The sequence below is a fragment of the Streptomyces sp. NPDC093598 genome, assembly GCF_044764825.1.
Lineage (GTDB): Bacteria > Actinomycetota > Actinomycetes > Streptomycetales > Streptomycetaceae > Streptomyces.
This window is the reverse complement of the sequence record NZ_JBIWIV010000001.1, coordinates 791,916-807,225: the sequence shown is the minus strand read 5'-3', so window position 1 is coordinate 807,225 and position 15,310 is coordinate 791,916. Positions and strand designations below refer to the sequence as shown.

Sequence of the window (15,310 nt, the reverse complement as noted above, 5' to 3'; positions counted from 1 at the left end):
GCCCCACGACACCACTTGGCACCCCCGAACGCGACTCAGTCGACCTCGGCCACCGCCTGCGCGAACTGGGCCTGGTACAGCCGCGCGTAGGCACCGTCCCCGGCCAGCAGCTCCTCGTGCGTCCCCTGCTCCACGATCGACCCGTTCTCCATGACCAGGATCGTGTCCGCGTCCCGGATCGTCGACAACCGGTGGGCGATGACGAACGACGTGCGCCCGTGCGCCAGTTTGGCCATCGCCTTCTGGATCAGCACCTCCGTGCGGGTGTCGACGGAGCTGGTCGCCTCGTCCAGCACCAGGATCACCGGGTCGGACAGGAACGCCCGGGCGATGGTGATGAGCTGCTTCTCACCCGCGCTGACCCCCGTCCCCTCGTCGTCGATCACCGTGTCGTACCCGTCCGGCAGCGTCCGGATGAACCGGTCCGCGTGCGCCGCCCGGGCCGCCTCCTCGATCTCGCCCCGGGTCACCTTCCGGGACGCGCCGTACGCGATGTTCTCCGCGATCGTGCCGCCGAACAGCCAGGTGTCCTGGAGCACCATGCCGATTCCGGCCCGCAGTTCGTCCCGGGACATCCGCGCGATGTCGACCCCGTCGAGGGTGATGCGTCCGCCGGTGACGTCGTAGAACCGCATCAAGAGGTTCACCAGCGTCGTCTTGCCGGCGCCCGTCGGGCCGACGATGGCGACCGTCTGCCCGGGCTCCACCTTCAGCGACAGGTCCTCGATGAGTGGCTTGTCCGGGTCGTAGCGGAACGACACGTGCTCCAGCGCCACCTGCCCGCGCAGTTCCTCGGGCCGCACGCCCGGCACCGGGTCGGCGCCCTGCTCCTCCGCGTCGAGCAGTTCGAAGACCCGCTCCGCCGACGCCACACCCGACTGCACCAGGTTCGCCATCGACGCCACCTGCGTCAGCGGCATGGAGAACTGCCGCGAGTACTGGATGAACGCCTGCACATCACCGATCGACAGCGAGCCGGAGGCGACCCGCAGCCCGCCGACGACCGCCACCAGCACGTAGTTGAGGTTCGACACGAACATCATCAGCGGCTGCATCACCCCGCTGTTGAACTGCGCCTTGAACCCCGCCTCGTACAGCGCGTCGTTCTCCTCGGAGAACTGCCGCGCCGACTCCTCCTGCCGCCCGAACACCTTCACCAGGGCGTGCCCGGTGTACATCTCCTCGATGTGCGCGTTGAGCTTGCCGGTCGTACGCCACTGCTGCACGAAGTGCGGCTGCGACCGCTTGCCGACCCGCGTGGCCACGACGAACGACAGCGGCACGGTCACCAGCGCGACCAGCGCCAGGATCCAGGAGACGTAGAACATCATCGCGAGCACGCCGATGATGGTCAGCACCGAGTTGATGAGCTGCCCCATCGACTGCTGGAGGGTCTGCCCGATGTTGTCGATGTCGTTGGTCGCCCGGGACAGCACCTCGCCGCGCCGGCGCTGGTCGAAGTACGACAGCGGCAGCCGCGACAGCTTCGTCTGCACGTCCTCGCGCATCCGGAACATGGTCCGGTTCACGGCCCGGTTCACCAGCCGCGTCGCCACCGCCATCAGCAGCCCGGCCACCGTGAACACACCCAGCGCGAGCAGCAGCACATGTCCGACGGCCGTGAAGTCGATGCCCTCGCCCGGGGTGAAGTCGGTGCTGCGCAGCATGTCGGCTTCGTCGCCCTCCCCGCGCTGCCGCATCTGCTCCAGGACCTGGTCCTTGGACGCCCCCTCGGGCATGCCGCGCCCGATGATGCCCGCGAAGACCAGGTCGGTGGCCTTGCCGAGGATCTTCGGCCCGACGACGTTGAGGCCGACGCTGAGCACCACGCACAGCAGCAGCACGCAGATGGTCACGCGCTCGGGCCGGAACCGCGCGACGAGCCGTTTGCCCGATCCCTTGAAGTCCAGCGAGCGCTGGTCGGGGCCGCCCCCGGCCATCATCCGCCCCATGGGCCCCGCCATCAGGCAGCCTCCGCTTCCGTGAGCTGGGAGAGCACGATCTCCCGGTAGGTCTCGTTGTCCGCCATCAGCTCGTGATGCCGTCCGGTGCCGACGACCCGGCCCTCGTCGAGGACCACGATCCGGTCGGCGTCCCGGATGGTCGACACCCGCTGGGCCACGATCACCACGGTCGCCTCGGCGGTCTCCTGGGACAGCGCGGCCCGCAGCGCGGCGTCGGTGGCGTAGTCGAGCGCGGAGAAGGAGTCGTCGAAGAGGTAGATCTCGGGCCGCTGCACCAGCGTCCGGGCAATCGCGAGCCGCTGGCGCTGACCACCGGAGACGTTCGTCCCGCCCTGCGCGATCGGCGAGTCGAGACCGCCCTCCAGCCGCTCCACGAAGTCCTTGGCCTGTGCCACCTCCAGCGCGTGCCACAACTCCTCGTCGGTGGCGTCGGGATTGCCGTAGCGCAGGTTGGTCGCCACGGTCCCCGCGAACAGATACGGCTTCTGCGGCACCATCCCGACCGTCTTGGCCAGCAGCTTCGGGTCGATCTCCGCGACCTCGACCCCGTCGACGAGCACCTGCCCGTCGGTCGCGTCGAACAGCCGCGGGACCAGCCCGAGCAGGGTGGATTTGCCGCTGCCGGTCGAGCCGATGACGGCGGTCGTCTCACCCGGCCGGGCCACCAGGTCCACGGCCCGCAGCACCGGCTCCTCGGCACCCGGGTAGCGGAAGCCCGCCCCGCGGATCTCCAGATGCCCGTGCCGGCGCAGCTCCCGCACCGGCGCCGACGGCGGCACCACGCTCGAGGAGGTGTCCAGCACCTCCTGGATGCGCTCGGCGCACACCTCCGCGCGCGGCACCATCATGAACATGAAGGTGGCCATCATCACGGACATGACGATCTGCATCAGATAGGCCAGGAACGCCGTCAGATCACCGATCTGCATCCCGCCGCTGTCGATGCGGTGCGCACCGAACCACACCACGGCGATCGACGACAGGTTCACCACCGTCATGACGATCGGGAACATCAGCGCGAGCAGGTTGCCGGTGCCCAGCGCGAAGTCCGTGAGATCGGTGTTGGCCTTCCGGAAGCGCTGCTGCTCGTACTCGTCCCGGACGAAGGCCCGGATCACGCGGTTGCCGGTGATCTGCTCGCGCAGCACCCGGTTCACCGAGTCCAGCCGCTCCTGCATCGACCGGAACAGCGGCCGCAGCCGTCGCACGATCAGCGTCACGCAGATGCCCAGCACCGGGACGACCGCCACCAGCACGCCGGACAGCGGCGCATCGAGACCGAGCGCCAGCACGATGCCGCCCACGCACATGATCGGCGCCGACACCAGCAGCGTGAACGTCATCAGCGCCAGCATCTGCACCTGCTGGACGTCGTTCGTCGTGCGGGTGATCAGCGACGGGGCCCCGAAGTGACCCACCTCACGCGCGGAGAACGACTGCACCCGGTCGAACACGGCACCGCGCACGTCCCGCCCGAGCGCCGACGCCGTACGGGCGCCGTAGTACACGGCGCCGATGTTGCACACGACCTGGACCAGCGAGATGCCGATCATCAGGCCGCCGTAGCCCAGGATGTAGGCCGTGTCGCCGTTCACGACACCCCGGTCGATGATGTCCGCGTTCAGCGTGGGCAGGTAGAGCGTGGCGCAGGTCTGCAGGAACTGGAGCAGCACCAGCAGGGTGATGGGTCTCTTGTAGGGCCTGAGATAGGTCCGCAGAAGTCGTATGAGCACGCTGCTTCTCTCGGAGTGGGCGACGGGGGCGAGTGGTTGCCCCTGGCCCCTATCGTCGAACACTCCACCCGCGTTACCTCAACCGAATTAACCCAACAGGCGGTCAAAGGTCAGAGGGCCCCGGGGTGCGTCTGCTCCCGCACCGCCACGAACTGCTGCCGCACCGCCTGTCCCACGGCCAGCTCGTCCCCGGGCTCCAGCACCTGCGCCACCGCGCCCTGCCAGGCCGGCGGATTGCGCACGTCGAGCATGCCCTGGGACGTCCCGAGCGCCCAGGCCGCCTGGCGGGCGGCGCCGATCGCCGCGTAGTCAGCCGGCTGCGGCACCACGACCTGCGTCCCGAACAGCATGGGCGCCGCCGCCTGCACGGCGGGCAGTTCGGCGGCCGGCCCGAGCAGGAACACCCGCCGCACCTCCACACCCCGGGCGCGCAGCACGTCCAGCGCGTCCGCGAGCCCGCACAGCATCCCCTCGAACGCGGCCCGCGCCAGATGCTCCGCCTTCATCGACTCGCGCCGCAGCCCGGCCAGGGTCCCGGCGGTGTGCGGCAGATTCGGTGTCCGCTCACCCTCCAGATAGGGCAGCAGCACCAGCCCGTGCGACCCGGGCGTCGACTTCATCGCCAGGTCGGACAGGCTCTCCAGATCGGGCAGCCCCAGCAGTTCGGCGGCCCCGCGCAGCGTCCTCACGGCGTTCAGCGTGGTGACGACGGGCAGGTGCATGCCGGTCGCGTCCGCCAGCGCGGTGATCATCCCCGACCCGTCGACCAGCGCCTCGGGGTGCACGGCCATCACGGACCCGGACGCGCCCAGCGACACCACCGCGTCCCCGAGGCCGATGCCCAGCCCGAACGCCGCCGCCATGGTCTCGCCGGTCCCCACGGAGATCAGCAGCCCCTCCGGCGTCGTACCGGCCGCGTCCGCCGGGCCGATCACCTCCGGCAGCATCACCTGGTGCCCGAGCGCCAGCTCGACGAGGTCGGGCCGGTAGGCGCCGGTCGCCGCCGACCAGTAGCCGGTGCCGGACGCCCCGCCCCGGTCGGTGGTCCTCCTGACCGGCCGGCCCAGCAGCTGCCACACCAGCCAGTCGTGCGCCTGGAGGAGGATCGCGGTGCGCCGCGCGTTCTCCGGCTCGGTCCGGGCCATCCAGCGCAGTTTCGTGATGGGCTGCGCGGCCTGCGGCACACAGCCCACCGCCTGCGCCCACGCCTCGCGCCCGCCGAGCGCGTCGACCAGATCGGCCGCGGCGACCTGCGTCCGCTTGTCGCCGCCGACCATCGCCGGCCGCACGGTGTTGCCCTGCGCGTCCAGCGGCACGACGGCGTTCTGCTGCGCCGAGACGCCGATCGCCTGCACACCCTCCAGCAGCCCGCCGCCCGCGGCCTCGCCCAGGGAGAGCAGCCAGGCCTGCGGATCGACGTCCGACGGCCGGCCGCCGCCCTCGGGGCTCTCCACCGGATGCGGCGCATATCCCTGCCTGAGCACGGCTCCGGAGTCCGTGTCACAGACGACGATACGAGTGAAATCGGGCGAACTGTCCAACCCGGCGACTATCCCCATGGCCGAAATTCTGCCGCACGCTCCGCTCGGGTTGAGCCGTGGGCGCCGTGGATCTTGGCGCCGGTGGAAGGGTGCGGAGTTCGTCGTGGCTGGTCGCGCCGTTCCCCGCGCCCCCTGAGGGACGTGGCCGTACCCGATGCGAGAAACAACTGTTACGTGTTGCTCGTGCCCCAGTCGTCCTCGCCGCCGTTGTGGGTGGCTCGGTCGCGGAGGTGACGGACCCGGTCCGCCACCGAGTCGGGGACTCGGTCGCCGACCTTGTCGCTCACCACGTGGTACGCCTTGCCCGCGAACTCACGGCCCTGGTGGGCCGCGCTCTCCGCGGTGTTGCGTACGGCGGGGTTCTGAGCGAACTGCCGAGCTGACTTCTTCAGCTGCTCGTAGCGCTCGCGCCCGGCCCTCGTGCCCAGCACGTAACCCAGGACGACTCCGGCGACGAACGTGAGCCGGTAACGCATGGCGGCCACCCTTTCCTTGCGTAGGTCTCCGATGCGGCGTCGGTGCCGGGGAGTACCGATTGGCAAAGCACCCCCCTGCTTGCGCTAATGTATGTGTCGCAGCGAACGCGCGCCCCCTGGCGGATACCCAGGTAGGTGCGTTCGATGCAAACGAGACCTTCCTCGGTAGCTCAATTGGCAGAGCAGCCGGCTGTTAACCGGCAGGTTACTGGTTCGAGTCCAGTCCGGGGAGCTCGGTCCTCCGTAGCTCAATTGGCAGAGCAGCCGGCTGTTAACCGGCAGGTTACTGGTTCGAGTCCAGTCGGGGGAGCAAGCCGAAAAGGACCCCTCTCAGGGGTCCTTTTTCGTGTCCGTTCCGCTGTCCCGGGAACCGCGCGGCACCCGGTGCAGTCCTCAAGGTCACGTAGGCCGTGCGAAGCCGCCCAGCCGAAGCAGGAGATCGTATGAGCGGCTATGCTGCGGCAGACGGCGCGCACACATGTACGCGACACGCCGCTATGGGGCGGTAGCTCAGCCGGTTAGAGCAGCGGACTCATAATCCGTCGGCCGTGGGTTCGAGTCCCACCCGCCCCACCTGTGCAGGTCTGTGACCTGCGGAAACGTTCTTTTTTTGGGTGCCGGAGCGTCAACTTCGCTTGAACGGACTGAATCCGCTGCTCGCGAGTTCGGCCGATGCCAGAGCGGTTCCCCCCACTCACCGGTTGGGCCCCGCCCGGGCGGCCGGACCGACATGCGGGCTGGTCACCGGTGCTGCGCCGTGCCCAGCCCGTCGGTGTACCGGCCGAGGACGTCCTCGGCGGTGGGGGCGGGGCCGAACAGCTGCTCCTGGCGGCGGGGGTCGGCGACGTAGCGTCCGCTGTCGAACCAGCTGAACATCGCGGCCATGTCCTTGACCAGGGGCATGAAGCGTCCGGCGGCGGCTCCTGCGGCGCGGGCGACGACGGAGGGGACGGCCGTACCTTGATCTCCTTTCCGGCCCGGTTGCCCATCAGGTCGGCCATCCCGCGCATGCTGACCGGACGGTCCCAGCCGATGTCGATGCGCTCACCGTCGTCCGCCCCGGCGTCGACGGCGGCCGCCAGGTACGCCGCGAGGTCGGAGGTGTGGACGAAGGTCAGCGGGACGGTGGTCTTGCCGATCCACGCCAGGCGGCCCTTGTCGATCGGGTTGCCCGCCATGGTCGCGATCTGGTCGAGGAAGGCCCCCGGCCGCAGTGCGACGAACGGGACGCCGAGCTGTTCGAGCTTGTCCTCGGCGAGCTTCTTGTGCCAGAAGTGCGGGACCTGGGGCGTCTGGTCGCTGGTGAGGATGCTGGTCAGGGCGAACCGCCGGATGCCGGTGCGGTGGGCGGCCTCGGCGAGGTTGGCGTTGCCGACGGTGTCGATGTCGTGCGCGTTCTTGCCGCCGCGGGTGTAGCCGGCAGCGGTGGTGATGACGGCATCGGCGCCGTTCATGGCGGCGACGAGCGAGTCGAGGTCGAGCATGTGTCGCGCCGACGACGAGGACGGGGAGGGTGGTGGTCATGGGGGTCTCACTTTCCATCAGGTCAGTGGTGGTGAGGGGGGATTGGGCGGGCGGGGCACTGGTGGTCGCGGGAGGCGGGCGCCGTCGGCCCGGACCGCTCAGGGGACTGGCCTGTGGTGGGCGGATCCGCGGCGCGGGTCACCGGCGGCCTGCAGGAGCTCGCCGGGGGGCGAAGGCGGCCCGGACGCGGGTGATGCGGCCGACCTTCACGCGGGCCGGACGGCGACGGGGAAGGGCTCGCAGGCCCCGCGGGTGTCGCCCTGGCCCCGGAGGAGTTCCGTCCTGCCTCCACCGGGACAGCTCGCGCTTGCCCCTCACACTGAGGCCCGTTCACCCCGGTCTCCCCGTGGTACGGGAGTGAACGGGCGGGTTCCGCCGCATCCGCCGGCTCGGCTCGCCGGGACTTCTTCCGGCAGTAGGGGAGCCTGGCTCCGTTCAGCATGGGCCTTCATGGGCCGAATGCGCTGCGGCACTGTCGCCTTCGCGGGAACGCCGGAAACGATTCGCCCCCCGGGCCGGAACCGGGTGCGGGCCGAGGGGAGTTACTCGGACTCTCCCGCCGCAACACCACGGCTGTTGATCGCGTCGGTGATGGCGTAGGCGATACGGACGAAGGACTCCGCCTGCTGCGCCGACAGGTCCCGCGTGGAGGTCTCCTCCAGGGCCCGCCACATGGCAGCGATGGGCTCGCGCATGGCACGGCCCTTGTCGGTGAGGTGGACGACCATGACGCGCCGGTCGTGTTCGGCCGACTCGCGCACGAGCAGGCCGGCGTCCTGCATGCGGCGCAGGGACTTGGAGACGGTGGAGTGGTCCAGGCCGACGCTTTCGAGCAGTTCGGACTGGGTCTGGCCGTCCCGGTCGAGGAGTTGCATCAGCAGCAGTTCCTGTCCGGGATGCAGGTCCATCTCGCGGAGCATGGCGGCGGCGCGGGCGCGGTGAGCGCGGGCGAGCTGGAAGATCGCGTAGCTCATCGGCCCCTCGCCGGCCGTGGAGGGGGTGCGGTGTGTGGGGGCGGGCATCGGTTCCTCAGACGGTGTGGGTGGGGTAGTCGGTGTAGCCGGCCACTCCGCCGCCGTAGAAGGTCGCCGGGTCGGGGGTGTTCAGCGGCGCGTCAGAGCGTAGCCGCTCGACCAGGTCCGGGTTGGCGAGCGCGAGGGCACCGACGGAGACAAGGTCGGCCGTGCCGTTGTCGACGTCCTTGGCGCGGGTGGGCAGGTCGGTGCCGGCCCGGTTGAGGATCAGCGTGGTCGGCCACAGCGCGCGCAGGGTGCCCAGCAGCTCCTCGTCGCCCGCGTGGAGGATGTGGAGGTAGGCGAGGCCGATCGGGCTGAGGGCGCGCAGGAGCGCCGGATACAGCTCGGCGGTGTCGGACTCGGCGATGTCGTTGTAGGGGTTGCCGGGGGAGATGCGCAGGCCGGTGCGGTCGGCGCCGATCTCGTCGGCCACGGCAGCGGCGACCTCGACGGCGAAGCGGATGCGGTTGTCGATGGAGCCGCCGTAGCGGTCGGTGCGCTGGTTGGTGTTGTCGGCGAGGAACTGGTGCACCAGGTAGCCGTTGGCGCCGTGGATCTCCACGCCGTCGGCGCCTGCCGCGACGGCGGCCGCTGCGGCGCGGCGGAAGTCGTCGACGGTCGCCACGACCTCCTGCGTCGACAGCGCACGGGGCGTCGGCATCTCCTGGGGCCCGGATGCGGTGAACATCGCGCCCTGGGGCTGGATCGCCGATGGGGCGACCGGCTGACGGCCGTGAGGGGTGTTGTCAGGGTGGGAGATGCGTCCGGTGTGCATCAGCTGGATGACGATCCGGCCGTCGGCCGCGTGCACGGCGTCGGTGACCTTGCGCCACCCGGCGATCTGCTCGTCATTGTGGATGCCGGGGGTGAGGAGGTAGCCCTGGCCGTCGGTGGAGGGCTGGGTGCCCTCGGTGATGATGAGCGCGTGCGAGGCCCGCTGGGCGTAGTACTCGGCATTCAGCTCGGTCGGTACGCCTTCGGGTGTGGAGCGGTCGCGGGTCATGGGGGCCATGACCAGGCGGTGCGGGAGGGAGATGTCACCGACGGTGGTCGGCGTCCAGAGGGCGTTCAGCATGAGTGGTCCTTCGGTGCGGTGATGGCCAGGTGACGATCGGAACAGGAGGGAATGGCGGGCGTGATCAGTCGAGGGTGAGGACGAGCTTGCCCCGGACATGCCCGGCGTCGCTGATCTGCTGGGCCTTGGCGGCCTGGTCGAGCGGGTAGGCGGTGACGGTGGTGACGAGCTTGCCGGTCGCGGCGTCCCGCGCCAGCGCGGCCAGGCGGGCGGCCGAGCGTTCCTGGCCACCGCTGGAGAAGGTGATGCCGAGCTGGTGCGCGCGGAAGTCGGCGATGGTGACGATGCGCTCGGTGCCGCCGCGCAGGGTGATGGAGTCCTCGAGGGCTCCCTTGCCGGCCAGGTCGAACACCGCGTCCACGCCGTCGGGGGCGAGCGTCCGGACCCGTTCGACCAGACCCTCGCCGTAGAGGGTCGCGGTGGCGCCGAGCGAGGTGAGGTGGTCCTGGTTGGCGGGGCCGGCGGTGGCGATGACGCGTGCTCCGCGGGCCGTGGCGAGCTGGACCGCCAGGGTGCCGACCGCTCCGGCCGCGCCGTGCATCAGCACGGTCTCCCCGGCGGTGACGCCGAGCAGGTCCAGGACCCGCTCGGCCGTCTCGGCGGCCACCGGCAGCGCGACCGCGTGCTGCCAGTCGAGGCCGGCGGGCTTGGGAGCCACGGTGGTGGCCAGCGCGTACTGGGCGTACGAGCCGGTGTCCGACCAGCCCAGCACCTCGTCGCCGACCTGCACGTCCTGCACGCCCTCGCCGAGGGCGTCCACCACGCCGGCGAGCTCGTGACCGGGGACGGAGGGGAGCGGCGTGGGGAAGACGGCCTCCAGTGCCCCGGAGCGGATCTTGCCGTCCAGCGCGTTCAGCCCGGCCGCCTTGACGCGGACGCGGATCTGCCCGGGGCCGGGCCGCGGGACCTCGATGTCCGCCTCGTGCAGCACTTCCGGGCCTCCGAAACGGTCGAACAGGACGGCTCTCATGACGACTCCTCTCGTGTCGCCACCCATTTAGGTGGCTGGACACATAATCAACGTAACAGCAAACATGTGGCTAGCCAAGTATTTATCTCGCTCGGGCTGCGCGAGATCGGCCGCGGTCGCATCGGTCTCCTCGGGGCGGCGGTCGGAGCGGGAGGCGCTCCGCCGGAGCGCGCCTTCCACAGCCGAGGGCTGCCTCTGCTGGAGGCTTGGACGTCCGGGCCGGCCGGCCCGCGACCCCAGGGGCCATTGAGGGGCCACAAGGACAGGAGCAGAACGACAAGCACCGCACAGGGCTGACACTGATGGACACGTCTGACCGCGAGAACGGCGCAGGAGGCTCAGCCGTTCGACCCTGCCGGGGTCGTGGTGGTCTTGATCAGTCCTTGAGATCGATCATCCGCACGGGCTGTCCGGTCGTACGGGCGATCGTCTCGAAGTCGCGGTCGTAGTGAAGCAGGGTCAGCCCCGCCTCTTCCGCGGCGGCGGCGACCAGCAAGTCGACGGTGCCCGCGCTGCGGTGCTCGCCCTTGGCCGTGAGCCATGCCTGCGATGTTCTTGTGCCCCCATCAGGAAGGCCGGCGCGGAGCCAACTACTCGCGAGAGCGGGCGAACGACGGTGCCGCTCCCGGGCGGCGCACCCGGTTCACTCACCCGGCCCCGCGGCAGGAGCTGTCGGACGGCGGGCTGCTGACGGTCCGTCGGCAGGGACGGCCGGGGTCGAACCGTGGCGGCGCTGGCGGTGGGTGTAGGCGGAGATCGCCTGCCAGAGATCGCGGCGGTCGGCGTCGGGCCAGAGGCCCGGGGTGAAGTGCAGCTCGGCGTAGGCCGTGTGCCAGGGGAGGAAGTTCGAGACGCGCTGTTCGCCGCCGGTGCGCCAGAGCAGGTCCACGTCCGGCATGTCCACCAGGGGCAGATGGCGTGCGAAGTCGTCCTCGGCGATCAGGCCGGGCTCCAGATGGCCGGCCCGCGCCCGGCCGGCCAGGGCGGCGGCCGTGCGGGTGAGCTCGTCCCGGCCGCCGTAGTCGATGCACATCGTCAGCGTCAGGCCGCTGCGGGCGCGGGTGGTGCGCTCCCGCAGGTGCAGGACGTCGACCAGATCCGGGGGCAGGCGCCCCGCGCGGCCGTGCCAGCGCAGCCGGACGTCGAGGTCACGGAAGGGGTTCTCGGCCAGTTCGTCGCGCAGCAGGCCGAGGATCGCGTCGACCTCCTCCGGGTCGCGGTGCCAGTTCTCGGTGGAGAAGGTGTAGAGCGTCAGATGACGCAGGCCGATCTCCAGCGCGCCGTGGACCACCTCGCGGACGGCGTCGGCACCGGCGCGGTGGCCCTCGTGCCGGGGCAGGCCGCGCTGCTGGGCCCAGCGGCCGTTGCCGTCCATGATCACGGCGACGTGGGTGGGCAGCCGGCCGGGCGGGATCCGAGGGGGCTGCTCGCCGCTGGGATGGGGCGGCGGCGGCCGCAAACCGTTCGTGGGTGCCGGCGGTGCGGGGGCCGGTGATCCGTGGGGGCCGGTGAGATGCCGTGGCGGCACCGTCAGCGGGGTCAGGCTCCAGGCCAGGGCCGCGCGCGTCCGGGCGGGGGCGAGGATGCGGAGCCGGGTGAGGAGAGCGGGCCGGGGCGGGGTGTGGAGGAGAGCCGGGCCGGCGGCGTCGACGGCGTCGAGCTGGGCGTGCAGCAGGGCGGCCATCGTGTGCAGCACCGTGGCGGCGCCGGGGTGCATGCCGCGGGTGAGTGTCTCCTGGGTCACCCACCGGCGGGCCAGAGCGGTCAGGTGCGTGACCAGGGCGGCGACGGCGGGGCTCCAGCGGCGCTGCGCCAGGTCGGCGGCGGACCCGGGGTGGAGGTCGAGGGCCTCGGCGGGCAGCAGCAGGTCGCCCTGGGCGAGGTCGGCGGACAGGTCGGTGAGGATGTCGGTGAGCCGGACGCCGTCGAGGAACTCCTCGTAGGTCTCCCGGGTGTCCAGACGCAGCGCCACAGGGACACCGGCCCGGTCGAAGACGGTGCGGACCTGGCCGAACCAGGGCAGGAGGTTGTCCCGGCCCCAGGTGCGCCACTGCGCCCAGTCGGCGAAGTGCCTGCCGCGGGTGTCGTCCTGCACCTGGGCCATGGCGTCCCGCAGCTCGGTCAGGTCCAGACCCCAGCGGTTCGCGGTGTCCACCAGGGCGTGGCGGACCGGGTCCGGGCTGGAGCCGGTGGGCAGTTCGCGGTGCAGGGCGGTGATCCAGGCCTCGACCCGGGCGGCCCGCTCGGCGGCGGGCGCGGTGCGGTCGTCGCCCAGGTCGTCGAGGGCGTTGGCGGCCGCCCACAGGGCGTGGAGCGCCGGGCGCAGGGCGGCGGGCACCAGCTGGATCAGCGCGTACTCCGCCGGGTCCTGGTCCTTCGTCCGGCGCCGGCACAGTCGGTAGGCCGCCCGCAGGACCGGGTCGTCGCCGGTCACCGGCGGTCCGGCGGGTTCGGAGGTCGTTTCTCGGTCTGCCGGTGCGGTGGTCGCGGGAGGCACATCGCTCACACCGAGGACGATACGTCCTGGTTGTGCGCGGTGATCACAGGGGCAGGGCGCGCGTCAGCGATCCGCCCCTGCCCGCTCCGGGTGCCTCACGGCCCCGGCCCCGGGTCCGGCCGCACGGCCTCGGTGATGCCGGCCCGGGCCGCCTCGAGCTGAGCGGCGAACGCGATGCCGAGGAACAGGGCCACACCCGTCAGGTTGGCCCACAGCAGCAGGGCGACGAAGGCCGTCAGCGGTCCGTAGACGGCGCCGAAGGAGCCGCTCTTGGCGACGTAGAGCGCCAGCAGCCAGGTGGCCGTGATCCACAGCACCAGATGGACCGCGGAGCCGAACGCCAGCCAGGTGTAGCCCGGTTGGTCCCGGCGGGGCGCCCAGCGGAAGATGACCGACGAGGCGACCCAGGCGAGCACCACGCCCAGCGGCACGTCGAGAGGACCCCACCAGTCGAGCCAGGTACGGGACCAGCCCAGGGCCTGCACGACCGCGCTGCCGACGGCGTCACCGGCCACGAGCACCAGGAACCCCAGGACCATCGGCATGCCCGCGGCCAGGGCGAGCAGCAGGGAACGGCCGTACTTGGCCAGGAAGGGCCGGTCGCGTTCGATGCCGTAGATGCGGTTGGCGCCCCGTTCGACCTGGGCCATAGCGGAGGCCAGGTTGAGGACGGCGAAGGCCAGGCCCAGCCACATGGCGACGGCGCCCCAGACGCCGGAACCGGCGCTGCGCGCGGTGCCGTCCAGGGCGTCCTCGACCAGGTCCGCGCTGGCGCCGGGCACGATCCGGCCGAGGGTGAGTTCGATGATCCGCCCCACGCTCTCCGTGTGCACGGTGGTGGCCACACCGACCAGGGCGATGGTGAACGGCACCATGCCGAGGACCACCTGAAAGGCGAGGGAGCGGGAGCTGCTGAATCCGTCGGCGTAGCGGAACCGGGTGAACGCGTCGACGAGCAGCCGGCGGCCCCCGTAGCGCCGCAGCGCGGTGAACGCCTCGTCCCCGGAGAGTTCCTCCCCGATCATGTCCCGCGTCTGCGGGACATGCACAGCGGTACCCATCGAGAAGGTCTCCTTCTGCCTGCCCTGCGTACCGGACCAGCATGCCGGGCGACCCGGCCGCGTGGGTCAGAAGGGCATGCGGCCGCGCGTGCGGCGCCCGGCCGAGCCGCTGCGGCTCACCGCGCGGGAACTCGAGTGGAAGGGCTTGCTGAAGAGCCTGCCCAGGACACCGGGTGCCTTGCCGCCGGCCCGGGCGCCGGCGCCGAGCGAACGCTGGGTGCCGCGCTCGGGGTGACGCGACAGACGGGGGACGAGGAAGGCCAGGACGGCCAGGAGCACGCATCCGGCTATGACGACTGCGACGATCACGAGCAACTCCTTCGAGTGGTGGGGGAGGTACGGGTGCCCCGTCGCGTCGCCTCCATGTGGCCTCCTAGGAACCGGTGTCGGCGCCGCCTTCCGTTCCGTCGCCTTCGCCCTGAGCGCTCGCGTCGTCCCGGTCGCCCTCCGCCTGGGACGGGGTGGGGCGCGGGGTCGTGTCCTGCTCGTCGTCGCGGTCGCCTTCGGCCTGTGACGGGGTGTGGTCGCTCATCGTGCACCTCCTTGTGCGGCGCTGACGGCTGACGGCTGCCGGGTACCCCTTTCGGGCCGGGACCCCTGGGCCTCCGGCGAAAACGGAAGCCCCTGGCTCCTCAACCCCGGCGGCGCCTCGCGACAGCCTTCTGCAACGCCGTGCGCAGCTCGGCCGACGGCGGTGGGCCGTCCGCTTCCGCACTCGCCGTCACCGCAGCGGCGACGTCCCGCAACTTCGTGTTCGACAGTTGCGACGTCTCCCGCAGGATGTGCCACGCCTCGTCGGAGGTGCAGCCGTGGGTGGCCATGAGGATGCCCCGGGCCTGGTCGATGACCGGGCGGGAGGCGATGGCCTGGCGCAGCTGGTCGACCTCCTCCTGAAGGACGTGCAGGCACTCCGCGCGTTCCAGGGCGACCGCGGAGGCGGCCGGGGCGTCCGGCGTCACCGCGGAGACCGGGCCGGTGGCGTCCAGGCCGGTCAGCGGGTCGGTCGTGTCCAGGCCCGCCAGCTCCAGGATCCGGCGCGGCTGGCCGTTCCAGTTCGTCGCCGTCACCGTCATGAACCGCTGCCGGCCGTGGTCGGCCAGCACGTCCAGGAACTGCAGGCCGGCCGTGTCCATGAAGTGCACGCCCCCCATGTCCAGGTCGACCCGCGTGACGGTGGCCGGGAGACCGGCCAGCGTTCTGCCCAGGATGTCCGCGCAGCCGTGAACGAGCTCACCCCGCGGGGTGAGCTCGGCGCGGTCCGCGTCGACGCGGCCACAGATGACCAGGGTGTCCAGCCCTCCTGTGAGATGTGGTGATGCCGCTGAGGTCATGTCACCGCCTTGTCGGTCCTCGTCGGTCGTGATCGTCTCGCCGGACTGCACGACGTCACTCGCCCCCGTGGACGTCGGTGTGACGTGCGCTTGCCCGCCGTACGGCGTACTACACACGCTTC

At 71.3% G+C, this 15,310-nt stretch carries 13 protein-coding genes, 3 tRNA genes and 2 pseudogenes; 3 read left to right on the top strand and 15 right to left on the bottom strand.

The window, feature by feature from the left end; translation table 11 throughout:
* Nucleotides 1-35: 35 nt before the first annotated feature.
* From ACIRDU_RS03775 to ACIRDU_RS03760, 4 genes are all read right to left on the bottom strand, one after another.
* Nucleotides 36-1,964 carry an ABC transporter ATP-binding protein gene (locus ACIRDU_RS03775; RefSeq protein WP_403573927.1) on the bottom strand — a complete coding sequence of 643 codons (1,929 nt, stop codon included), beginning with the start codon at nt 1,962-1,964 and terminating at the stop codon, nt 36-38.
* On the bottom strand, nt 1,964-3,697 hold the full coding sequence (locus tag ACIRDU_RS03770; RefSeq protein ID WP_403573924.1) for an ABC transporter ATP-binding protein: 1,734 nt from the start codon (nt 3,695-3,697) through the stop codon (nt 1,964-1,966). Before ACIRDU_RS03770 ends, ACIRDU_RS03775 begins: the two co-directional genes overlap by 1 nt.
* A 110-nt stretch (nt 3,698-3,807) precedes the next feature.
* Complete coding sequence (locus ACIRDU_RS03765; protein WP_403573922.1) at nt 3,808-5,256, bottom strand: FGGY-family carbohydrate kinase; 1,449 nt, start codon at nt 5,254-5,256, stop codon at nt 3,808-3,810.
* A gap of 152 nt (nt 5,257-5,408) precedes the next feature.
* Entirely contained in the window at nt 5,409-5,714 is a 306-nt protein-coding gene (locus tag ACIRDU_RS03760; RefSeq protein ID WP_403573919.1) for a YtxH domain-containing protein, read from the bottom strand.
* 159 nt (nt 5,715-5,873) lie between these two features.
* Between ACIRDU_RS03760 and ACIRDU_RS03755 the strand changes: the two genes are divergently transcribed.
* From ACIRDU_RS03755 to ACIRDU_RS03745, 3 genes are all read left to right on the top strand, one after another.
* Nucleotides 5,874-5,946 (top strand) — tRNA-Asn (locus ACIRDU_RS03755).
* A gap of 5 nt (nt 5,947-5,951) precedes the next feature.
* Nucleotides 5,952-6,024, top strand: a tRNA-Asn gene (locus ACIRDU_RS03750).
* Between the two features lie 189 nt (nt 6,025-6,213).
* A tRNA-Ile gene (locus ACIRDU_RS03745) sits at nt 6,214-6,287 on the top strand.
* Nucleotides 6,288-6,455: 168 nt separating this feature from the next.
* Here the strand turns inward: ACIRDU_RS03745 and ACIRDU_RS03740 are convergent.
* The 11 genes and pseudogenes from ACIRDU_RS03740 to ACIRDU_RS03690 all read right to left on the bottom strand — a co-directional run bounded on the left by ACIRDU_RS03740 (nt 6,456) and on the right by ACIRDU_RS03690 (nt 15,188).
* The gene (locus ACIRDU_RS03740; RefSeq protein WP_403573916.1) at nt 6,456-6,617 is read right to left on the bottom strand and encodes a hypothetical protein; all 162 of its coding nucleotides are present in this window, start codon (nt 6,615-6,617) and stop codon (nt 6,456-6,458) included.
* Between the two features lie 116 nt (nt 6,618-6,733).
* Nucleotides 6,734-7,168: pseudogene (locus tag ACIRDU_RS03735) on the bottom strand (NAD(P)H-binding protein); the annotation flags it as partial.
* Nucleotides 7,169-7,780: 612 nt separating this feature from the next.
* Entirely contained in the window at nt 7,781-8,260 is a 480-nt protein-coding gene (locus ACIRDU_RS03730) for a MarR family winged helix-turn-helix transcriptional regulator (RefSeq protein WP_403573913.1), read from the bottom strand.
* Nucleotides 8,261-8,267: 7 nt separating this feature from the next.
* The gene (locus ACIRDU_RS03725) at nt 8,268-9,329 is read right to left on the bottom strand and encodes an alkene reductase (protein WP_403573910.1); all 1,062 of its coding nucleotides are present in this window, start codon (nt 9,327-9,329) and stop codon (nt 8,268-8,270) included.
* Nucleotides 9,330-9,393: 64 nt separating this feature from the next.
* Nucleotides 9,394-10,299, bottom strand: a complete 906-nt coding sequence (locus ACIRDU_RS03720) for an NADP-dependent oxidoreductase (protein ID WP_403573907.1) — start codon at nt 10,297-10,299, stop codon at nt 9,394-9,396.
* A gap of 376 nt (nt 10,300-10,675) precedes the next feature.
* Nucleotides 10,676-10,855: pseudogene (locus ACIRDU_RS03715) on the bottom strand (PIN domain-containing protein); the annotation flags it as partial.
* Nucleotides 10,856-10,942: 87 nt separating this feature from the next.
* Complete coding sequence (gene uppS, locus ACIRDU_RS03710; RefSeq protein WP_403573904.1) at nt 10,943-12,805, bottom strand: polyprenyl diphosphate synthase; 1,863 nt, start codon at nt 12,803-12,805, stop codon at nt 10,943-10,945.
* A gap of 86 nt (nt 12,806-12,891) precedes the next feature.
* Complete coding sequence (locus ACIRDU_RS03705; RefSeq protein WP_403573901.1) at nt 12,892-13,857, bottom strand: YihY/virulence factor BrkB family protein; 966 nt, start codon at nt 13,855-13,857, stop codon at nt 12,892-12,894.
* A 66-nt stretch (nt 13,858-13,923) separates the two neighbouring features.
* Nucleotides 13,924-14,166 carry a DUF6411 family protein gene (locus tag ACIRDU_RS03700; RefSeq protein ID WP_031131162.1) on the bottom strand — a complete coding sequence of 81 codons (243 nt, stop codon included), beginning with the start codon at nt 14,164-14,166 and terminating at the stop codon, nt 13,924-13,926.
* A gap of 64 nt (nt 14,167-14,230) precedes the next feature.
* The gene (locus tag ACIRDU_RS03695; RefSeq protein ID WP_403573898.1) at nt 14,231-14,389 is read right to left on the bottom strand and encodes a hypothetical protein; all 159 of its coding nucleotides are present in this window, start codon (nt 14,387-14,389) and stop codon (nt 14,231-14,233) included.
* 100 nt (nt 14,390-14,489) lie between these two features.
* Nucleotides 14,490-15,188 carry an ANTAR domain-containing protein gene (locus ACIRDU_RS03690; RefSeq protein ID WP_403573895.1) on the bottom strand — a complete coding sequence of 233 codons (699 nt, stop codon included), beginning with the start codon at nt 15,186-15,188 and terminating at the stop codon, nt 14,490-14,492.
* Nucleotides 15,189-15,310 lie beyond the last annotated feature (122 nt).